The sequence below is a fragment of the Streptomyces sp. NPDC004051 genome, assembly GCF_053604275.1.
Map to the genome: position 1 here is coordinate 41,769 of NZ_JBSGHG010000007.1, position 18,103 is coordinate 59,871.

At 73.5% G+C, this 18,103-nt stretch carries 13 protein-coding genes and 3 pseudogenes; 12 read left to right on the forward strand and 4 right to left on the reverse strand.

All coding sequences use genetic code 11. The features are described 5' to 3' along the window. Genes ACWEQO_RS10680 through ACWEQO_RS10695 form a run of 4 tightly spaced genes read left to right on the forward strand, consistent with a single transcriptional unit; the run spans position 1 to position 2,064 of the window. A complete protein-coding gene (locus tag ACWEQO_RS10680; RefSeq protein WP_452981260.1) occupies positions 1–381 on the forward strand; it encodes an ArsR/SmtB family transcription factor in 381 nt (126 codons plus the stop codon). Beyond that, complete coding sequence (locus tag ACWEQO_RS10685; protein ID WP_452981263.1) at positions 378–1,154, forward strand: aquaporin; 777 nt, start codon at positions 378–380, stop codon at positions 1,152–1,154. The genes ACWEQO_RS10680 and ACWEQO_RS10685 overlap by 4 nt, the downstream gene beginning before the upstream one ends. Further along, complete coding sequence (locus ACWEQO_RS10690; RefSeq protein ID WP_452981266.1) at positions 1,151–1,570, forward strand: arsenate reductase ArsC; 420 nt, start codon at positions 1,151–1,153, stop codon at positions 1,568–1,570. Before ACWEQO_RS10685 ends, ACWEQO_RS10690 begins: the two co-directional genes overlap by 4 nt. Positions 1,571–1,590: 20 nt before the next feature. Then, positions 1,591–2,064 (forward strand): N-acetyltransferase family protein, encoded by a 474-nt coding sequence (locus tag ACWEQO_RS10695; protein WP_452981581.1) that lies wholly within the window; start codon positions 1,591–1,593, stop codon positions 2,062–2,064. 32 nt (positions 2,065–2,096) lie between these two features. Here ACWEQO_RS10695 and ACWEQO_RS10700 read toward each other — a convergent pair. Together ACWEQO_RS10700 and ACWEQO_RS10705 are read right to left on the reverse strand one after the other, a co-directional pair. Then, positions 2,097–2,301, reverse strand: a pseudogene (locus ACWEQO_RS10700) (hypothetical protein); the annotation flags it as partial. 62 nt (positions 2,302–2,363) lie between these two features. Further along, positions 2,364–3,107: an AraC family transcriptional regulator gene (locus ACWEQO_RS10705; RefSeq protein WP_452981269.1), complete on the reverse strand. Its 744-nt coding sequence runs from the start codon at positions 3,105–3,107 to the stop codon at positions 2,364–2,366. Positions 3,108–3,161: 54 nt separating this feature from the next. Between ACWEQO_RS10705 and ACWEQO_RS10710 the strand changes: the two are divergent. The 6 genes and pseudogenes from ACWEQO_RS10710 to ACWEQO_RS10735 all read left to right on the forward strand — a co-directional run. After that, a pseudogene (locus ACWEQO_RS10710) lies at positions 3,162–4,334 on the forward strand (MFS transporter); the annotation flags it as partial. A gap of 611 nt (positions 4,335–4,945) precedes the next feature. Continuing rightward, positions 4,946–5,869, forward strand: a complete 924-nt coding sequence (locus ACWEQO_RS10715; protein WP_452981272.1) for a hypothetical protein — start codon at positions 4,946–4,948, stop codon at positions 5,867–5,869. Between the two features lie 122 nt (positions 5,870–5,991). Next, on the forward strand, positions 5,992–6,441 hold the full coding sequence (locus tag ACWEQO_RS10720) for a peptidase inhibitor family I36 protein (protein ID WP_361452632.1): 450 nt from the start codon (positions 5,992–5,994) through the stop codon (positions 6,439–6,441). A 182-nt stretch (positions 6,442–6,623) separates the two neighbouring features. Continuing rightward, positions 6,624–10,544, forward strand: a complete 3,921-nt coding sequence (locus ACWEQO_RS10725) for an nSTAND1 domain-containing NTPase (protein WP_452981275.1) — start codon at positions 6,624–6,626, stop codon at positions 10,542–10,544. 152 nt (positions 10,545–10,696) lie between these two features. After that, on the forward strand, positions 10,697–11,584 hold the full coding sequence (locus ACWEQO_RS10730; protein ID WP_452981278.1) for a C40 family peptidase: 888 nt from the start codon (positions 10,697–10,699) through the stop codon (positions 11,582–11,584). A gap of 60 nt (positions 11,585–11,644) precedes the next feature. Further along, entirely contained in the window at positions 11,645–11,785 is a 141-nt protein-coding gene (locus tag ACWEQO_RS10735) for a hypothetical protein (protein WP_452981281.1), read from the forward strand. 927 nt (positions 11,786–12,712) lie between these two features. Here ACWEQO_RS10735 and ACWEQO_RS10740 read toward each other — a convergent pair. After that, positions 12,713–13,039, reverse strand: a complete 327-nt coding sequence (locus tag ACWEQO_RS10740) for an SCO4225 family membrane protein (RefSeq protein WP_452981284.1) — start codon at positions 13,037–13,039, stop codon at positions 12,713–12,715. A gap of 394 nt (positions 13,040–13,433) precedes the next feature. Between ACWEQO_RS10740 and ACWEQO_RS10745 the strand changes: the two genes are divergently transcribed. Both ACWEQO_RS10745 and ACWEQO_RS10750 read left to right on the forward strand, forming a co-directional pair. After that, positions 13,434–15,902, forward strand: coding sequence for a histidine kinase (locus ACWEQO_RS10745; protein ID WP_452981287.1), 2,469 nt, complete (start codon positions 13,434–13,436; stop codon positions 15,900–15,902). Then, positions 15,899–16,579, forward strand: a complete 681-nt coding sequence (locus ACWEQO_RS10750; RefSeq protein ID WP_452981290.1) for a response regulator — start codon at positions 15,899–15,901, stop codon at positions 16,577–16,579. Before ACWEQO_RS10745 ends, ACWEQO_RS10750 begins: the two co-directional genes overlap by 4 nt. Before the next feature lie 234 nt (positions 16,580–16,813). Here ACWEQO_RS10750 and ACWEQO_RS10755 read toward each other — a convergent pair. Continuing rightward, positions 16,814–17,032: pseudogene (locus tag ACWEQO_RS10755) on the reverse strand (VOC family protein); the annotation flags it as partial. Between the last annotated feature and the right edge of the window lie 1,071 nt (positions 17,033–18,103).

Sequence of the window (18,103 nt, forward strand, 5' to 3'; positions counted from 1 at the left end):
ATGTCGAAACAAGCTGGTCTGCCGGTGCCCGGACAGGGCGACGCGGAGTGCTGTGCGCCGATGGTCCGCGAGCCGCTGGGCGAACAGGACGCGGCCGAGCTGTCGCGGATGTTCAAGGCGCTGTCGGATCCGATCCGGCTGCGGCTGCTGTCGTTGATCGCCTCCCACGAGGGCGGTGAGGCGTGCGTGTGTGACCTCATCGGCCCGTTCGACGTCTCCCAGCCGACCATCTCCCACCACCTGAAGGTGCTGCGGGAGGCCGGACTGGTCGGCTCCGAGCGGCGCGGCACCTGGGTGTACTACTGGGTGCTGCCCGCGGCCCTGGCGAAGCTGTCCGCCCTGCTCGAGACCCCCTCCGTGTCCGCGCAGGCCCCCGCGTGACCGGCCCGGCACCGCTGGCGAGGCGGGCGGTCGTCGAGGGGCTCGGCACGGCCGGGCTGGTCGCGGTGGTGGTCGGCTCCGGCATCCAGGCCACCGAACTCACCCGCGACGTCGGGGTGCAGCTGCTGGCCAACTCCCTGGCCACCGTCCTCGGCCTCGGTGTGCTGATCGCCCTGCTCGGCCCGGTGTCCGGGGCGCACTTCAACCCGGCGGTCACCCTCGCGGCCTGGCTCACCGGCCGCCGCACCGGCGACGCCGCCGCTCTGCGCGACCTCGCGGTGTACGTGCCCGCCCAGATCGCCGGGGCGATCGGCGGCGCGGTGCTGGCCGACGCCGTGTTCGGAGAACCGCTGGTGCACTTCTCCACCCACGACCGGTTCGCCGGTCACCTGTGGCTGGGCGAGGTCGTGGCCACCGCCGGGCTGGTCTGGCTCGTCTTCGGCCTGGCCCGCGCGGGCCGCGCGCACCTCGCACCGGTCGCGGTCGCCTCCTACATCGGGGCGGCGTACTGGTTCACCTCCTCCACCAGCTTCGCCAACCCGGCGGTGACCATCGGCCGCGCGTTCACCGACACCTTCGCCGGCATCGCCCCCACCTCCGTGGCACCCTTCCTCGCCGCCCAGCTGGTCGGCACCGCCGTCGGCCTCGGCCTGGTCACCGCCTGCTTCGGCCGCCCGGCCCCCGGGAGCGGGGACGAGGCCGTCGTCCCCCACGGCGGTCAGCAGCCCGCAGCCCCCACCCGTTCCGCCGAAGAAAGCGCCCTGACCCGATGAGCACCCCCGCCGTCCCCTCCGTGCTGTTCGTCTGCGTGCACAACGCCGGCCGCTCCCAGATGGCCGCCGCCTTCCTCACCCGCCTCGGCGGTGACCGGGTCCAGGTCCGCTCGGCCGGATCCGCCCCCGCCGACGCCGTCAACCCCGCCGTGGTGGAGGCCATGCACGAGGCCGGCATCGACATCTCGGCCGAGAGTCCCAAGGTCCTCACCGTGGCGGCGGTGCGGTCCTCGGACGTGGTGATCACCATGGGCTGCGGCGACGCCTGCCCGTACTTCCCCGGAAAGCGGTACCTGGACTGGCAGCTCGACGACCCGGCCGGCCAGGGCGTCGCGGCGGTCCGGCCGATCCGCGACGAGATCGAGCGGCGCATCCGCGGCCTGCTCGCCGAACTCGGCATCGAGGCGGCGGCGTGACCGTCCCGCACATCGCGCCGATGGGGCCGGAGCACGCCGAACAGGTCCTGACGATCTACCAGTCGGGCGTCGACGAGGGCAACGCCACCTTCGAGACCACCGCCCCGACCTGGGAGGCGTTCGACACCGCCAAGCTGCCCCGACACCGCCTGGTCGCCCTGGACGAGGGCGGCCGGGTGCTGGGCTGGGCCGCCGTGGTGCCGGTCTCCGACCGGTGCGCGTACGCCGGCGTCGTCGAGCACTCCGTCTACGTCCACCCCGACGCCCGTGGCCGCGGAGTCGGCCGGGCGCTCCTCGACGCACTGCTGTCCTCCACCGACGCCGCGGGCATCTGGACGGTGCAGTCCGGCATCTTCCCGGAGAACACCGCCAGCCTGGCCCTGCACCGGCGAGCCGGGTTCCGCATCATCGGCACCCGCGAGCGCATCGGCCGCCACCACGGCACGTGGCGCGACGTCGTCCTCGTCGAGCGCCGCAGCCCCACCGTGAACTGAGAGCGACGCCACGGAAGTTCCCGACGCGCACAGAACTGGTCGATGCGGATGGTCCGGATCTGTCTGCCCTTCGCGTTCGTCAGGCTCTCCGGTTGCAGCCCCGGGTCCTTGAAGAGCTGGTCGAGGGAGCGCCGAGCCGCCCGAACTTCTCCCAGGCGTCCAGCACGCTCTTCCTCATCGGGAGCTGGAGCTTGGGGGTTCGGTGAAGAGACCGATGTCGAAGGCGAGCTGCGGCATGGAGCGATCCTGAGCCGTGACAGCGGGGCCGGGAGCGGCTCAGGCCGGACCGCACCGGGGCGTCAGTTTCTGGAATGAGTACCGGGTGTGTGGCCGAAGGTACGGCGGAACACGTCGATGAAGGCGCTGGCGGACGACCAGCCGCACCGGTGCGCGACCGTGGTGACCGGCATGTTCCCGGCCAGCAGCACCAGTGCGCGGTGAAGGCGCAGTTGGGTGCGCCACTGCGGGAACGTCATGCCGAGGTCGTTGCGGAACAGCCGGGACAGGGTCCGGTCGCTCGCTCCGACGGCACGGCCCAGTTCGGCCAGGGTGCGGCCGTCGGCCGGGTCGGCGCGCAGGATGTCGCACAGCGTCCGCAACAGGGGATCGGTGGGGGAGGGCAGGTGGAGCGGTTCCTGTGGCGAGGCCCGGAGCCGGTCGAGCAGCACGGCGCGCAGCCGGTCCCGTTCGGGAGTGCTGCCGCCCGGGGAACGGGTGTAGGCGATGATCAGTTCGCGGAGCAGCGGATCCACGGCGAGGACGGTCGGGGTGGCGAGGTCCAGCGGGTTCTCGTCGGCGGGCAGCCCCACCAGGTGCAACTGGATCTCGCCGTGCGCCTGGTGGGCGTGGACGGTGCCGGCGGGCACCCAGATGGCGCGGGTGGCGGGGGCGACCCAGGAGCCCGCGCCCGTGGTGACGGCCAGCACCCCGCGGCCGGCGTAGACGATCTGGTGGTCGTCGTGCCGGTGGGCTTCGATCGCGGCGCCGGGAGGCAGCCGCTGGGTACGGGTCGGGGCAACCGACGTGTGGCGGATTTCCGGCATCGCCTGGCAGTTTATCGGAAGTGCGACACCCGGCCGGGAACCCACCATGACGGGGTGCGAAGGAAACCCTCGATCCTCCTGCTGTCCGCCGGGCACGCCTGCGTGGACGTCTACCAGGGATCCGTGGCGTCCCTGGTGCCGTTCTTCGCGGCCGAGCGCGCCTACGGCTACGCCGCGGTCTCGGGCCTCGTGCTCGCCGCCTCCCTGCTCTCCTCGGTGGCGCAGCCCGTGTTCGGCGCGCTGACCGACCGCCGGCCCGCGCCCTGGCTGCTGCCGGCCGGCACGCTGCTGGGCGGTCTGGGCATCGCGCTGAGCGGACTCAGCGGCTCCTACGCGTCGACCCTCGCGTTCGTGGCCGTCTCCGGGGTGGGCGTGGCCGCCTACCATCCCGAGTCCGCCCGGGTGGCCCGGATCGTGAGCGGGGGCAGCCACAGCGCGATGGGCTGGTTCTCCCTGGGCGGCAACCTCGGCTTCGCGCTCGCCCCACTCATGATCACCGCGGTCGTCGCGACCGGGGGACTGCGTCTGACGCCGTTCCTGGTCCTGCCGGCGCTCGTCGGTGCGGTGCTGTGCCTTCCCGTGCTGCGGGCGCTGGAACGGAGCACCGGCTCCGGAGACGGAACCGCGGTGGCGGCCCGGGCAGACGACGTGGCGTCGTTCGTGAAGTTGTCGCTGGCCGTGGTGTGCCGGTCGGTCGTCTTCGTCGGACTGAGCACTTTCCTCTCCCTGTACGCCACCGCACGCATGGCGGGCGGCACGGCGGCGGGCGCCGCGGCGCTGTTCGTGCTCTACCTCGGCGGCGCGGTGGGTTCCGTACTGGGCGGAGCACTGGCCCACCGCTGGGACCGGGTCACCGTCTGCCGCTGGTCCTGTCTGCTCACCGCCGGATCCGTGGCGGGCCTGCTCCTCGCGCCCGGCCCGGCCCTGTACCCGTTCGTCGCGTTGACGTCGGTGGGCCTGTACGTGCCGTTCTCCCTGCAGATCACTCTCGGACAGGACTACCTGCCCTCCCGTATTGGCACCGCCGGCGGCGTCACACTCGGCCTGACCGTCAGCGTGGGCGGCCTGGCCAGTCCGCTGATCGGCGGCCTGGCCGACGCGACCTCGCTGCGCACCGCTCTGGCCCCGCTCGTGCTGATGCCCGTCCTCGGCTGGCTGTTCTTCCGCACGCTGCCCGAGCCGGCCCCGCAGTCAGGGGACGTGGCCCCGCCGAAGGGGGTGACACCGATGCCGCGCGCTCCCGCTCCGGACCCGGTCACCGCTGACCGGCCCGCCGAGGTGAACGGCCCACCGGAACCGGTGGGCCAGGACTCCTGCCCGCTGAAGGACTGGGGCTGTGCCGCCGGTCCGAGCCGGCCCTCCTGGCGCCTGCTGTCCAGCCACCGGACGTCCGACGGTGAGGTGGAGTACTGCAAGTGCAGTTGCGATGCCGTCGTGGTGCTCCACGGGGAACAGTTGGCCGCCTTCACAAGCCCTCCGGCCGGCTGACCTTCCCGCCCCGGCGGGGCGGTGACGCGCCGTGCCCCCGGAGAACGCCGCGGGCCCGGCCGGGTCGCGATGCGAGCGGAGGGGACGAGGTGCGCACGGGCTCGGCGTCGTGGCTGCTGCGGACGAGCCGGGGGCCGGCCCGGGCCGCATCGTGACGCGGTGAGGGGCCGCTCCTCGCCCACACCGCTTCCGGCCGTTCCCACCGCGTTGCCTCCACCCCCGCGTTGCCCCTGCTCAGGCCTTGTTTCCCGGGCGGCCGCCCGGCGGGCAACAGGAAACCCGTCGACCTCCGCCGGCGGCGGGGAGACTCTGGGTCCGTCGGCAAGCGGCAGCGAAGGGGGGTCGGTTCCATGAGACGTGCACTCGTGTCCTTGTGCGTGGTCGTGGCGGTCGTCACGACCGGATGCGGCGGCGACAGCGGCGACAGCGGCGACGGCCGGACACGACAGGATCCGCGTCCGTATCCCCGGGCACTGACCTGGCGGCAGGAACTGCGTGTCGCCGACGCGCAGCAACGCCTGACCAAGCAGTGCATGAGCCGCCAGGGCTTCACCTACCGGGAGGACCGCGGACTGACGCTCCGGGAGAGCCGCCCGGTGCGCTACGTGCAGGACGACGTGGACTGGGCCCGTACGTACGGGTACGGCGGCCGGATCGAAGCGAAGAGCCTGCGCGTCCACGAACGCAACCCCAACGGAACCTACCGCCAAAACCTCTCCCCGTCCCGGCGCGTCGCCTTCGACACCGCGCTCGACGGCGGCGACAGCGCCCGCATGCTCACGGCACCGCTGCCGGGCGGCGGGGAGACGCGCAAACGCGTCGGCGGCTGCACGGAGGAGGCCGAGCGCGCACTCTACGGCGACCCGGCCGAGTGGTACCGCACCGGCAAGATCGCCACCGGCCTCAACGCCCTCTACGGCAAGGAGCTGATGAAAGACCGCCACCTGACCGCGGCGGTACGGGCCTGGTCCCGGTGCATGAAGAGGGCGGGCCGGCCCTACGAGGACCCCCAGGCGGCCCGCGAAGCCGTCCGGGTCGACACCAGCCGGCTGGGTGCGGCCCGCGCCGACGAGGCGTTCGCCGCCGAGCGGGAGACCGCCGTCGCCGACGCGACCTGTGCCCGCGAGACCTCCCTGCGCACCGTGGCCACGGCGCGGGAGACGTACTACCTGGACCGCCTGCGCGACCGGTTCGGCAAGGACATCGACACCTACCGGCGCCTCGGTCAGAGGGCCTACGACCGGGCGGTGCGCATCGTTCCGGAGCGGGGCTGACCACTCCCGCTCCTGGGCGGACATCGCCCCCGGTGAGGGCACGCCGGGCCACCGGCCCGGTGCGCCGGCACCGACGCACCACGTGGTCAGAGGAACCGTCAGAGAAAACGAGGGGAAACAGCATGCGCAAGTTCACCGTCACGGCCGCCCTCCTCGGGCTCACCGCCCTGGGCGTCGTCGTACCCGCCACCACCTCGCAGGCGGCCGGGAACACCGTCGCCGGGCCGGGCTGCGACAGCAAGTGGGGGCCGCGCAACGGCAACATGTACGCCTGGGAGAACCTGGACTGCTCGGGCGCCGAACTGATCCGCTCCGCGGGCAACAGCGACTGGTGGGTCGGCGCGCAGGACAGGGCGACGTCCGTCATGAACCGCGGCTTCACCGGTGGCCTCGACCACGTCGCGTTCTACGAGAACTCCGGCTTCGGCGGCGGCCACGCCTGCCTCGCGCCGGGTGAGCTCTACGCCGACAACCTGACCGACAACCGGTTCACCAACGGGGTCAACGCGAACGACACCATCTCCTCGCACCGGTGGGTGGCCCGCAGCGCCTGCGGGGCCTTCCTGACCTGAGCCGACCTGACCCGTCAGCGTCCGCGTGCGCGTGCGTGCGACGGGGGACGAACGTCCGGAACCGCACCGCGGTTCCGGACGTTCGTGTTTACGCCACACGGGGGAAAGGTTTGGCTGCGCTCATCACCCCGGCAGTAACCTGGCCGTCCACCGTCTCACGGCCGTACTGCATGGGGGACACCGTGGGAGATCCGCAGCACGAGCATGAAGTCGACCAGCGGAACGGGCGGGATCGGAAGGCGCTGACCACGCACTCCTTTCCCGCGCAACTGAGACGCCTCAGACAGGCACGTGGCCTGTCGCTGACCGAGCTGGCACGGCGGACGCATTACAGCAAGGGCTACCTCAGCAAGATCGAGACCGGCACGAAGCGGGCGACCGCCGACGTCGCCCGTATCTGTGACCGAGTACTGGGCGCCGAGGGGGAGTTGCTCAGGCTCGTACAGGAGAGACCACCCGCCGACAGCGGGAGCGGCGCCGAGGCCGCCGCTTCCGAGCGGCAGTCCGACGGGATGTGTCCCTACCGCGGCTTGTCGGCGTTCACCCCGCAGGAGGCGGACTGGTTCTTCGGCCGGGAGCGCGCCACGGCCGCACTGGTGGAGCGGGTCTTCGAACGGGTGGGAAGCGGCCCTCTGATGCTCGTCGCCCCCTCGGGCGCGGGCAAGTCGTCCCTGCTCAACGCCGGCCTGGTGCCCGCCCTGCGGCGCGGCGACTTCCCGATGCCGGGCGCCGACCGGTGGCCGGTGGTGACGCTCACCCCCACCTCGCGGCCCCTGGACGAGCTCCTGGAACGCACCGCGAAAACGGTGGGCGGAGACCTCGCCGTCACCGTCGAGGAGGTGCGCGAGAACCCCGACGCGGTGCTGGACGCCATACGCGTGATGGTGGGCGATCCGCCGGAGCCGTCCGGGGAACGCCGGCCCCTGCCCTGCCGGTCGGTGCTGATCGTCGACCAGTTCGAGGAGCTCTTCACCCTCTGCGCGGACGAGGACGAGCGGCGCTCCTTCGTCCGGGTGCTCTGTGCGCTGGCGGCTCCCCGGCCGGAGCGGAGCGCACACGGCCCCACCGTCGTGGTGCTGGGCGTCCGGGCCGACTTCACCGGCAACTGTCTGGACCTTCCCGAACTGGCCCCGGTCCTCACCGACGGGCTGTTCGTGCTGCCGCCCATGTCCGTGGTGGAACTGCGGGAGTCCATCACCCGGCCGACGCAACTGGCCGGCCTGACGCTCCAACCGGGCCTGGTGCCCCTGCTCCTGCGCGACGCGGGGCTGCGCGACGAGCCGGGCGGCCCGCTGCCGGGCGGCACACCGCGGGGCAGCGGGAAGGACGCCGGTTCCGGAGCCGACGTGACGCCCTCCGGCGTACTCCCCCTCGTCTCCCACGCCCTGCTGGCCACCTGGCAGCGGCGCGAGGGGGCCGCGCTGACCGTCGCCGGGTACGAGCGGGCCGGCGGGATCCAGGGCGCGATCGCGCGGACCGCCGAGAACGTCTTCGCCCGGCTGCATCCGGCCGAGCAGAAGACGATCCGCCGCGTCCTGTCCCGTCTGGTGTACGTCGCGGACGGCGGCGGGGCGACCCGCCGCCGGACGAACAGGGCAGCCCTGATGGAGCAGTTCGCCGGCGCGGACGGCGCGGCCGCCGCGCTCGACGCCTTCGTACGGGCCCGGCTCGTCACCATGGACAGCGACACGGTCGAGATCACCCATGAGGCCCTGCTGCACGCCTGGCCACGGCTGCGGGACTGGATCCACGCCGACCGCGCCGGGCTGCTGCTCCACCAGCAACTCGCGCACGCCGCCGCCGAATGGGAGCGCGAAGGCCGTGATCCGTCCGCTCTGTACCGCGGCACCCGGCTGAGCACCGTGCGCTCCTGGGCCGACGAACTGGACGGCTGGAGCCGGCTCGGCCCCGGCGAGGAGGCGTTCCTCGGAGCGAGTCTGGCCGAGCAGGAAGGCCATGAGAGGCAGGCCAGACGCCAGGTCCGGCTCCGGCAGGCGATGCTCGCCACGCTCGTCGTCCTGCTGGGGCTCGCCCTGACCGCCGGAGGCCTCGCCCACCAGCAGCGCGAGAGCGCCCTCGACCAGGAACGCGTCGCACGGTCCCAGGCCCTCGCCGTGCGGTCCGCGTCGCTCGTCGGAGGCCGCCCGGAGGCGTCGATGCTGCTGGCCGGGGAGGCCTACCGGGCCCACGCCACCGCCGAGGCGCGCGGCGCGCTGCTGAGCACGCAGTCCCAGCCCTTCACCGGCCGGTTGGGCGGGCACCGGGGGCCGGTCAACGCGGTGGTCTTCGCGCCGGACAACCGGTCCCTGGCGACGGCCAGTTCCGACGGGACGGTGACCCTGCGCCGGGTCTCGGACCGCCGCACGACCGCCACGTTCGCCGTGTCCGGACCCGTCCGCTCGATCGCCTTCAGCCCCGACGGCCGCACCCTCGCGGCGACGTCGACGCGCGGGCCCGTGACTCTCTGGGACGTCGCCGAGCGGCGGAGGAAGGCCGTGCTCGCCGACAGCACCAAGGGCGCCCGGGCGCTGTCCTTCGACCCCCGTGGGCACCGGCTCGCCGTCGCGACCGCGCAGGGGCCGATCCAGTTGTGGGACACCGCGCGCACGCCCCGCGTCACCGCCTCCCTCAGCGGGCACGAGGGAACGGTCAACGCCCTGGACCACGCCCGCGACGGCCGGACCCTGGTCTCCGCCGGGGCCGACCGGATCGTGCGGCTGTGGGACACCGGCCGGGCCCGGCCCCTCGCCGCACTCGAGGGGCACACCGACGAAGTGCTGGGCGCGGTGTTCTCCCCGGACGGCCGGAAGGTGGCCTCCGGGGGCATCGACCGGACCGTACGGCTGTGGGACGTGCGCGCCAGCCGGCTCAGGGCAACGTTGTCCGGGAGCAGCGACGACATCAACGCCGTCGCGTACACGCACGGCGGCGCCACGGTCGTCGGCGCGGTCGGCGACGGGACGACCAGGCTGTGGGACGTCCGCAGCGGCCGGCAGACCGCCGTGCTCGCCGGTCACACCGACTACGTGATGGGGGCGGCCGTGACCTCCGCCGGCACCCTGCTCGCCACGGCCGGCTTCGACCGGTCCGTGGTCCTGTGGAACCTCGGCGGCCCGGCGCTGACGGCCCGTCCGTTCACGGAGGTCTGGCAGGCCCGGTACAGCCCCGACGGGAGACTGCTGGCCACCGCCGACGCCGACCACACGGTACGTCTGTGGGAGGTGGCCGGGCGCCGGCTCCTGGCGACGCTCCGGGGACACACCGAGGCGGTCTTCTCGGTGTCCTTCGCCCCGGACGGGCGGACCCTGGCATCGGCGGGCTCCGACGGCACGATCCGGCTGTGGGACGTGGCCGCACGCGCGGCGCTGGCGACCCTGACCGGCCACACCGGGCAGGTCTACTCCCTGGCCTTCGCCCCCGACGGCCAAAGCCTCGCCTCGGCCGGCGCCGACCGCACGGTGCGCCTGTGGGACGTGACGAAGCGCGCGCCGCTGGCGACGCTGACCGGCCACCGGGACTTCGTCAACGGCGTCGCCTTCAGCCCCGACGGGCGGGTTCTGGCGAGCGCCGCCGACGACCTGACCGTACGGCTCTGGGACGTCTCCTCACGCCGCCCGCTCGGCACGCTGAACGGCCACACCGGCGCAGTGCGGAGCGTGACCTTCACCCCCGACGGGCGGACGCTGGCCAGCAGCGGCAACGACGGCACCGTACGGCTGTGGAACGTCCGTGAACGCCGTTCCGAGGCCGTCCTGACCGGTCACATCGGCTCCACCCGGGGCATCGCCTTCGCTCCCGACGGGCGGACGCTGGCCAGCAGCGGCAACGACCGCACGGTGCGGCTGTGGGACGTCGCCGGCCGGCGCCCGTGGGCGACGCTGGCGGGTCACACCGATGCGGTGTGGAGCGTGACCTTCGCTCCCGACGGACGCACGGTGGCCAGCGCCGGCACGGACGGCACCGCACGGCTGTGGGACCTCGATCCCGGGGGCCGGTTGGCGGAGATCTGCCGACTGCGCGCGGGCATCGGTGCGGACGAGCGCGCGAAGCTCCTGCCCGGCATCCCCCTCTCCGACGGGGGGCCCTGCGACGGCCGGGGGTGAGGGCGACCCGCCTGCCCGAAGGGGGTTTCCCAGGTGTTTCCCGTTGCCCGTCGGCGGGAGGCGACACCCGGACCTCGACAACCGCGAGGCACGGCCAGCAGGCTCCTGTACGACTACTTCCTTCACCACCCACAGGAAACGGGGGTCCTGGCATGGTCCGCCGGACCGGTTCCATCCGCACACTGATCGCGTTACCGGCCTTCCTCCTCTGGGCGCCGGTGACCGCCGCCACCGCCAACACCGCGGCGTCCGCGCAGCGTTCGGCCGCCGACGCGTGCGGCGTCCTCGCACCCGGCGCCTCCGCGGCGGCCGAACGCGCGATCGCCGCCGCCTGCGCCGAGGTCGCGGCCGGCACCTGGTACACGTGGGGCGGCGGGCACGGCGACCGGCCGGGCGCCACGTACGGACAGGTCGACCCGACCGACCCGGACAGCGAACACGACCCCGAACGGCTCGGCTTCGACTGCTCGGGCCTGGTCCGCCACGCGTACGCCCGGGCGGCGGGCTCCGACATCCTCAACGGTGTCGCCGGCCAGCAGTACTACACGCACCGCGCCGCCGACCGCTTCACCGCCGCCCAGGGCCTGGCCCCGCTGCTCCCGGGCGACCTGCTGGCCTGGGGCACCTCGCAGGACCTGCACCACATCGCCATCTACCTGGGCGCGGGCAAGATGGTCGAGGCCAAGGAATCCGGCACCAGGCTCATGGTCAGCGACGTCCGCCTGAACGGCGACTACTTCGGCGCCGTCCGCGTCAACACCGGGCCCGTCACCGGTCACGTCCACCAGACCTGGGGCACCGGCGTGTGGACCAAGGCCGAACCCTCCGTCAGGGCCGCCCGCGTCTACGCCTTCCCGTACTCCACCACCATCCGCGTCCAGTGCCAGAAGCACGCCGAACCGGTCACCTCCGAGGGCTACACCAACGACGTGTGGTCGTACCTGCCGGACTACAGGGCGTGGGTGACCAACATCTACATCAAGGGACCGGCGTGGCTCGACGGCGTGCCCGACTGCGGGACGACGCCACCGACACCGTGACGCGCCGGCGCCGGGGCGCGCTCTGAGACGGATGGTGCCCAGAGCACGGACGACACGAGTGTGACCGCTGCCTCGCAGGAGGTGGCGGTCTTCTCGTACCGGGGGCGACGCGTGCGCCCCTACGGAACGACCGCCGTCGACGAGGCGCGTACCAGGGCGCCGGATCCCGTCACCGTCCGGCCGACCACGATCACGGCCTGAGACATCGAGTGCGTGGGCGGGCACAGCCGTCCCGGACCCCCGAACCAGCCGTCGCGCGCTCGTGGGCCGTCCGTCCGATGGTCGGTCGAGCTGGTGGGCTCCGACGGACAAGCCCGCCATCGCCTACCGGAGCGCACTCCACCTCGCAGCCGCCTTGCTCTGGACGCGACCACGGAAAGCTGGGGTTCCCCTCGTGCCGGGCAATGTCCGGCTTAGGGCCTGGGCGTGGCGTCGACAGCCCGCACCCGGCAGTCCGAGCACCTGCCGGACCTCTTCGCGACGAACAGGTGCCGATAGATCGTCACCTGACGCCGAGGGATGCCGCAGAGGGTCGCCTCACCCGCCAAGGCGTGCTCCAGAGCCGGGTCACCCGTCTCCCGGCATGCCGTGAAGCACGTCGGGGCAAACCCGAACGTGAACCTGAGGGATCGGAGGTGGTGACCAGGACGCGACATGGCCGCTACCCTCGCACGTGGCCCGATCGACGTGAAGTGAAAGAGACAGGCCCCAGCGGGTGTGGTGAACCGGCGATGTGCTGCTTGAGCACCGCGAACTCGTTCGCCCTCTTCACGAGTCGACACTCCAGTGGGCTCGGTACCGCGCAGGCTTTTGCCGCCCACGGCCAGCCCGCGAAGTCCGTGCGCCTGGGGGCGGCGGTCGGCGATCCAGTCGCCGACCGCCCGGTCCAGCGCGTCGCCGTCGATGCGGGCCGGCAGTCGGCGGGCCGTGGTCTCCGATCCCCGGAGGACACGGTCTGGTGCCGCAGGTCGCCGGCCCGCCGTGGACACCGGGGAGGTCACCCCGGACGGGCCGTCTGGCTGCCGGGACCGCGGGCAGGGCCTTGAGCGGCCGCCCGCTCGCAGTGATGCGTGGCGCCCGCGCTCCCCTCCTCCGGGCGGGCGCCCGCCCGCGCGCTTGGCAGCGGCCTCAGGACTCCGGGTCCGGGCGCCCCCGGCGCAGGACGCCGGTGCACCAGCTGATGACCGCGGCGTTGACCGCGGCCCCCAGGACGAGCGAGGCGAAGAACATCGAGCCGTGTTCCGGCAGGACAAGGACGACGAGGCTGCCGGGGGCCGTGACGAGGAGCGGGAGGACGAGCGCCATCGCCTCGCCGGAGTCGTCGGTCGCGATCGTCACCACCGCCCACACGAGCACGGCCGCGCAGAGCACGAGGTAGGCGAGCGCGCCGAGGCCCACGCGGGCGCGCAGCCGGCGGGGGAGGGACGGGCGGGAGTTCCCGACGGTACCGGTCATGGGCGCACTCCTGGAGCGTGTCGAGCGGTCAGAGACGGGTGCCGGGCGGGTTCGGGCGGGCGAGGCGGGAGCAATGCGCTCGGACATGGGAAATCCCCCTGGAATCGTGTGTGGTGGAGCATCGGACGCGCCCGCTCACCCGGGTACGGCGTGTACGGCGGGCAAGGACCGCTGAACGCGGCGAAGGCGCTGGTGGGACGTTCTCGGGGAGGCGGTGGTCGGCCGCCTTCTCGATGTGATCGAGCCTAGGCCCGGACACCCGGCCCGGTCGTCGCCCTGCGGGACGACCTGTGGATGCAACCGCGGGCAGAGCATCTGCAACCCGGGTAAGAGACGGGAATCCGCCTTCAGCGGGAGCCGGGCCCCTCGTCCGCGGTCATAGCCTTGTCCAGCCATGAACCGAACCGACGACCGGCTTCTCCCGGTCCTGCTGATCTGCGCCCAGGCCCTGGTGTGGCCGGGGGCGGCGCTGGTGCGCGGGGCGGTCCCGTCCGCGGGCGCCCTCCTGGTGGCGGTGCTCGTCGCCGTGGTGGTGACGGCCGCGCTCGTCCTGCGTCGCAACCGTCCGGTGGTCGCCCTCCTCGTGGTCGTCGCCGCCTGCGCGCTGGGCGCCGGCCCGCTGCCCGCCGGGGCGACGGCGGTGCTCGGCACGGCCGGGGTGGGGCTGGCCCTGTTCACGGTGGCGGCCCGGCGGGACGCCTTCACCGCGGTGCTGTGCGTCCTGACACTCACCGTCTGGCAGCCGCTGTACAACGTCAGCCTGCACGGGACCAGCAGCCGCGACAGCCTCCACCTCGCCCTGACGGCGCTGCTGTACGCCGCCGCGTGCGGCGCCGGCGTCCGCGTACGACGGATCCGCCGTGCGCGCCGCGCCGCCGAGCGGTTGCGGCAGCGTACGGAGGCCGAGCGCCACCGCCTGCCGGCGGTCGAACGGCGGCGCATGGAACGGGAGTTGCACGACGTCAGTGCCCACCGTCTGACCGCCGTGGTCGTCACGGCGGGAGCCGCGCTCGGGCTGCGCGACCGCTGCCCCGAACTCGTGGAGGAGGCACTGGACTTCGCCGTCGGCACCGGTCGCGAGGTCACCCGCGCGCTCAGTGCCGTACGGGCCCCGGCGCCCTCCCGCGAGGACGGTCCCTCACCGGAGGAGCGGCTGCAGGATCTGGTCGCGGGCTTCCGGCGCCTGGACCAGCGGGTCGACTGTGAGATCGACCCGCTGCCGGACGGCGCCGTCGCGGACGCGGCGTACGGCATCGTGCGCGAGGCGCTGACCAACGTGGCGCGGCACGCCCCCGGCGCGCGGACGACGGTGCGCGTCCGGTACGGCGACACCGGCACCGACGTCGTGGTCACCAGCTCGGCGCCGCCGGCCGGTGCGGCGGCGCACGGCGCGGGACTCGGCGGTGGACGCGGCCAGGGCTTCTTGCGGTCGCGGGCCCGTGAGGCGGGCGGCATCCTCGTCACCGGCCCCACGGTGGAGGGCGGTTGGGAGGTGCGCGCGGCTCTGCCGGGCCGGACCGGAGCCCCGGTGGAACGTTCCGTCCCGCGCGATTACCGCCTGGCGCAGCTGACGGCCGCGTTCGGCCTGGTCGTCCAGCCGATGCTGCCGATGCTGGTGCTCCACCGGGAGGAGGCGCTGCAGCCCGGTGCGACGGTGCCCGCGGGCGTGTTCTTCGGGCTGCTCGCCGTGGCCCAGGCGGTCGCCCTGCTGTGGCTGCGCAGGTCGCCCCGCGCGGCCCGGGGTGCCCTGCTCGCCCTGGTCCCGCTCTGGCCGGTGGCGATGTCCGCGGGCCACTACACCGGCCCGGTGCTGCTCCCTCTCGCACTGAGCCTGCCGGCCACCTGCGCGGCGCTCGTGGCGGACGCCGCCCGGAGGGCTGCCGCCCCGTCCCGCGCCGGAGCCCGCCCCCCGCACACGGACGCGCGGATCGTCGAGCGGCTGCGCGACCGGTTCGCCGAGATCCGCCCCCCGCACGCGCGGGCAGCGGACACCGCCGGTCCGTCCGCCGTGGGCACCGGCACCCGCTCGCGCCTGACTCCGCCCGCCACCTGGCGGATGAGGCGCCCGGTCCTCCCGGTCGCCGCCGTGGCCGTGCACACGGGGGCCGCCACGGCGGCGGTCCTGGACCGGGGCACCGCACTCCCCGTCGTGGCGGTCGTCGCCGGGACGACGGCCGCGACGGCTCTGGTGGCCGGCGCGAGCCGCTGGGCCGGGACCCGGCACGGCCGGCGCGAGCGGGCCGCTCGGGGCGCCCACCAGGACCGGCTCGTCACGTGGACCGAGGAGGCCGTCCGGGACGCGTGGGCCGAGCGTCGCAGGATCGCCGCCGGACTGGAGACCACCGTCCTCTCCCGCACCGCCGACATGGTCGCGGAGGCGGAGGCGGGCCGCCTCGACGCGACCGCCGACCGCGCCCGCGAGGCCCTGGCCGCGATGCGCGCCCTGCTCGACGCGGTCCGCGACGGGCAGGCGGAGACCGCCCTGCGGCCCCAGCCCACCCTGCAGGCGCTCGACCTGCTCGCCCATCAGCTCCGCGCCACCGGACGCGACATCGAGATACGGCTGACCGACCGCGTACCGGCACGTCTTCCCACCGCCGTCGACCTGGCCGCCTACCACGCCGCCGAGACGGTTCTGGCCATCGGCGGGGACGAACCCGCCGTCGTCGAACTGGACGCGGAGGCGGATACGTTGACGCTCACCGCCACCGGAGTGCCCGACACCGCGGACACGGCCGCCGCCGAGCGGCTGGCCACTCGGGTGACCGCACTCGGCGGCACGCTGACCACCGGCCCCCGGGGCACCGTACGGATCCGGCTGCCCCTCGCGGGCGCGCCGGACATCGAGGAGGGACAACGATGAGCCTCGACGTGCTGGTCGTCGACGACCAGGGCATCGTGCGGGCGGGATTCGCCGCCGTGATCGACGCCGAGGAGGACATGACGGTCGTCGGTGAGGCCGCCGACGGCGCCGCCGCGGTACGGCTCGCCCGGGAACTGTCGCCCGACGTGGTCGTCATGGACGTCCGCATGCCCGAACTGGACGGCATCGCCGCCACCCGCATCATCACCGGCCGCGAGGATGCGCCCAAGGTCCTGGTCCTGACCACCTTCGACCTCGACGCCTACGTCTTCGACGCGCTGCGCGCCGGCGCGTCGGGCTTCCTCCTCAAGGACGTCCACCCCGCCGAACTGCTGCGGGGAATCCGGGTGGTGGCGACGGGGGAGAGCGTCCTCGCGCCGTCCGCGACCCGCCGCCTCATCGGCCACTACGCGTCAGGACGGGGCCCCGAGATCCCGGCGGGCAGCTCTCCCGGGCTGGACAGCCTGACCGCCAGCCAGCGCACCGTCCTCACCCTGGTCGCCTCCGGCCTCACCAACGGGGAGATCGCCGAGCGGCTCGGCATCACCGTCGGCACCGTGAAGTCCCACGTCAACGCGCTGCTGCGGAAGCTCGGCCTGCGGGACCGCGTCCAGGCGACGATCCTCGCCTACGATCTCGGCCTCGCCCGCCCGAATCCGCCCGGCACCCGTCTGTGACCGCTCGACCCGCTCCAGGAGTGCGCCCATGACCGGTACCGTCGGGAACTCCCACGCGTCCCTCCCGCGCCGGCTGCGCGACCGCGTGGGCCTCGGCGCGCTCGCCTCTGCGGTGACTTCCTCTTCTCCCGCGGAGAACTTGCCGAACGTGACCCCGACCGGCCCGTACAGGTTCTTCAGGGCCCAGTGTGGCCATGTGTGGCTGTGACCAGCACGGCCACACCACGCCTCCCCGTCGAGCTCGGTGAAGAGGGTCAACGGAAGAGCGCCCGGTGCCTCGAGCCGGGAGTTCGGTGAGTTCCACGGAGTGCGCGTCGGCTCGGAGACCACCTGGGCTCCGGCGGCGGCCGGCTTCGAGGTGGTGGCGACGGAGTCGTCGACCTGGAAGGCGACCCGAATGTGGCCGGCTACTCGCCGCCCGACCTCGACTTCGTCGATGAAGGCAGCGTGGTTGCCCCCGGCGCGCTTCACACTTCGGGCCAGAACTGTGTGATGTACCGCTCCACACCGTGGACGACACAGTGTCGGCTCCGGGCGGACACTGCCTCCCGCCCGGCGCACACCACTCGTACCGCCCACTTTCCCGGCCCGTCCGACAGTTCGCTCAGCTCCGACATCGGTCCGCCCGCCACCCCCCCCTGGCGCGCAGCTTGCCCGAAGAACAGATGATGCGTGCCCGGCCTGTCTCGTCCCATTCTCCGTCCGGCACCGCGGGCTCCCGGTCCCGGACCTCGACTTCCAGGGACGCGGTATGGGTATGTCCGGCGCTGCGGAAGTCAAGGCGACCCGGGTGAGCGGTGAGGAACGCGTCACCCTCGAAACCCTCGGGGAACAGCACGGGGACCTGCGTATCGTCGAAGTCTTGCAAGGCCCACCCGCCGTAGTCCACGTTCACGGGATACGCCTGGCGCCTCATCAGGCCGGCCACGTCCTCACCTCTTGTCGCTCTTCCTCGTGCGGGTCCCCCACGGCATCGTGGATCTTCGCCGTCGATGGTGCCGACTTCGCATCGCAGACGGAACTCGGCCGAGAACGGAAAGCCGGTCCGCGAGTTCGCGCGGGAGCAGGCCGGAGGTGTCAGTCGCGTTCTCGCTCACGTCCCCGTCGACCGTCCGTACGGCCTCCAGTACGCCGTTCAGCCCGACCGGCGCCTCCTCGCTGTTCGGCCCGCTGACACGTCCACAGGCATCGGCCAGGGCCTCGAACTCCGGCAACGCGGACCGGTGATCCCCCGCGAGCCGGCGGCCGAACGCCCTGCGCCTGTGGAGTGCGAGGACCGGCCTGCTCTCCGCGCCGAGCACTCGGGCGGCCGAATCGATCATCTCACCGACCACTTCGGCCGCTTGCCGGCCTTCGCCCCCGCCCACCCGTCTCCGTCAGGAACGGGCCGGGCTCGTCCGGCCAGGAGACCTACAGGCTGTCGCGGGCCAGGTGTGTGCGAGGCTGGTTGACTTCTTCTGCACGGGCGGTCGACGGCGGGCTTAGGCCAGGCGGTTCGTGCACAGGCATGCCGCTGGGGCTCAC

Excerpts from the sequence above, each read along its gene's own strand:
- ACWEQO_RS10720 (WP_361452632.1), top strand. The coding sequence starts at position 5,992 with ATGCGCAAGTTCACCGTCACGGCCGCCCTCCTCGGGCTCACCGCCCTG.
- ACWEQO_RS10690 (WP_452981266.1), top strand. The coding sequence starts at position 1,151 with ATGAGCACCCCCGCCGTCCCCTCCGTGCTGTTCGTCTGCGTGCACAAC.
- ACWEQO_RS10695 (WP_452981581.1), top strand. The coding sequence starts at position 1,591 with ATGGGGCCGGAGCACGCCGAACAGGTCCTGACGATCTACCAGTCGGGC.
- ACWEQO_RS10730 (WP_452981278.1), top strand. The coding sequence starts at position 10,697 with ATGGTCCGCCGGACCGGTTCCATCCGCACACTGATCGCGTTACCGGCC.
- ACWEQO_RS10740 (WP_452981284.1), bottom strand. The coding sequence starts at position 13,039 with ATGACCGGTACCGTCGGGAACTCCCGCCCGTCCCTCCCCCGCCGGCTG.
- ACWEQO_RS10750 (WP_452981290.1), top strand. The coding sequence starts at position 15,899 with ATGAGCCTCGACGTGCTGGTCGTCGACGACCAGGGCATCGTGCGGGCG.
- ACWEQO_RS10715 (WP_452981272.1), top strand. The coding sequence starts at position 4,946 with ATGAGACGTGCACTCGTGTCCTTGTGCGTGGTCGTGGCGGTCGTCACG.
- ACWEQO_RS10680 (WP_452981260.1), top strand. The coding sequence starts at position 1 with ATGTCGAAACAAGCTGGTCTGCCGGTGCCCGGACAGGGCGACGCGGAG.
- ACWEQO_RS10745 (WP_452981287.1), top strand. The coding sequence starts at position 13,434 with ATGAACCGAACCGACGACCGGCTTCTCCCGGTCCTGCTGATCTGCGCC.
- ACWEQO_RS10705 (WP_452981269.1), bottom strand. The coding sequence starts at position 3,107 with ATGCCGGAAATCCGCCACACGTCGGTTGCCCCGACCCGTACCCAGCGG.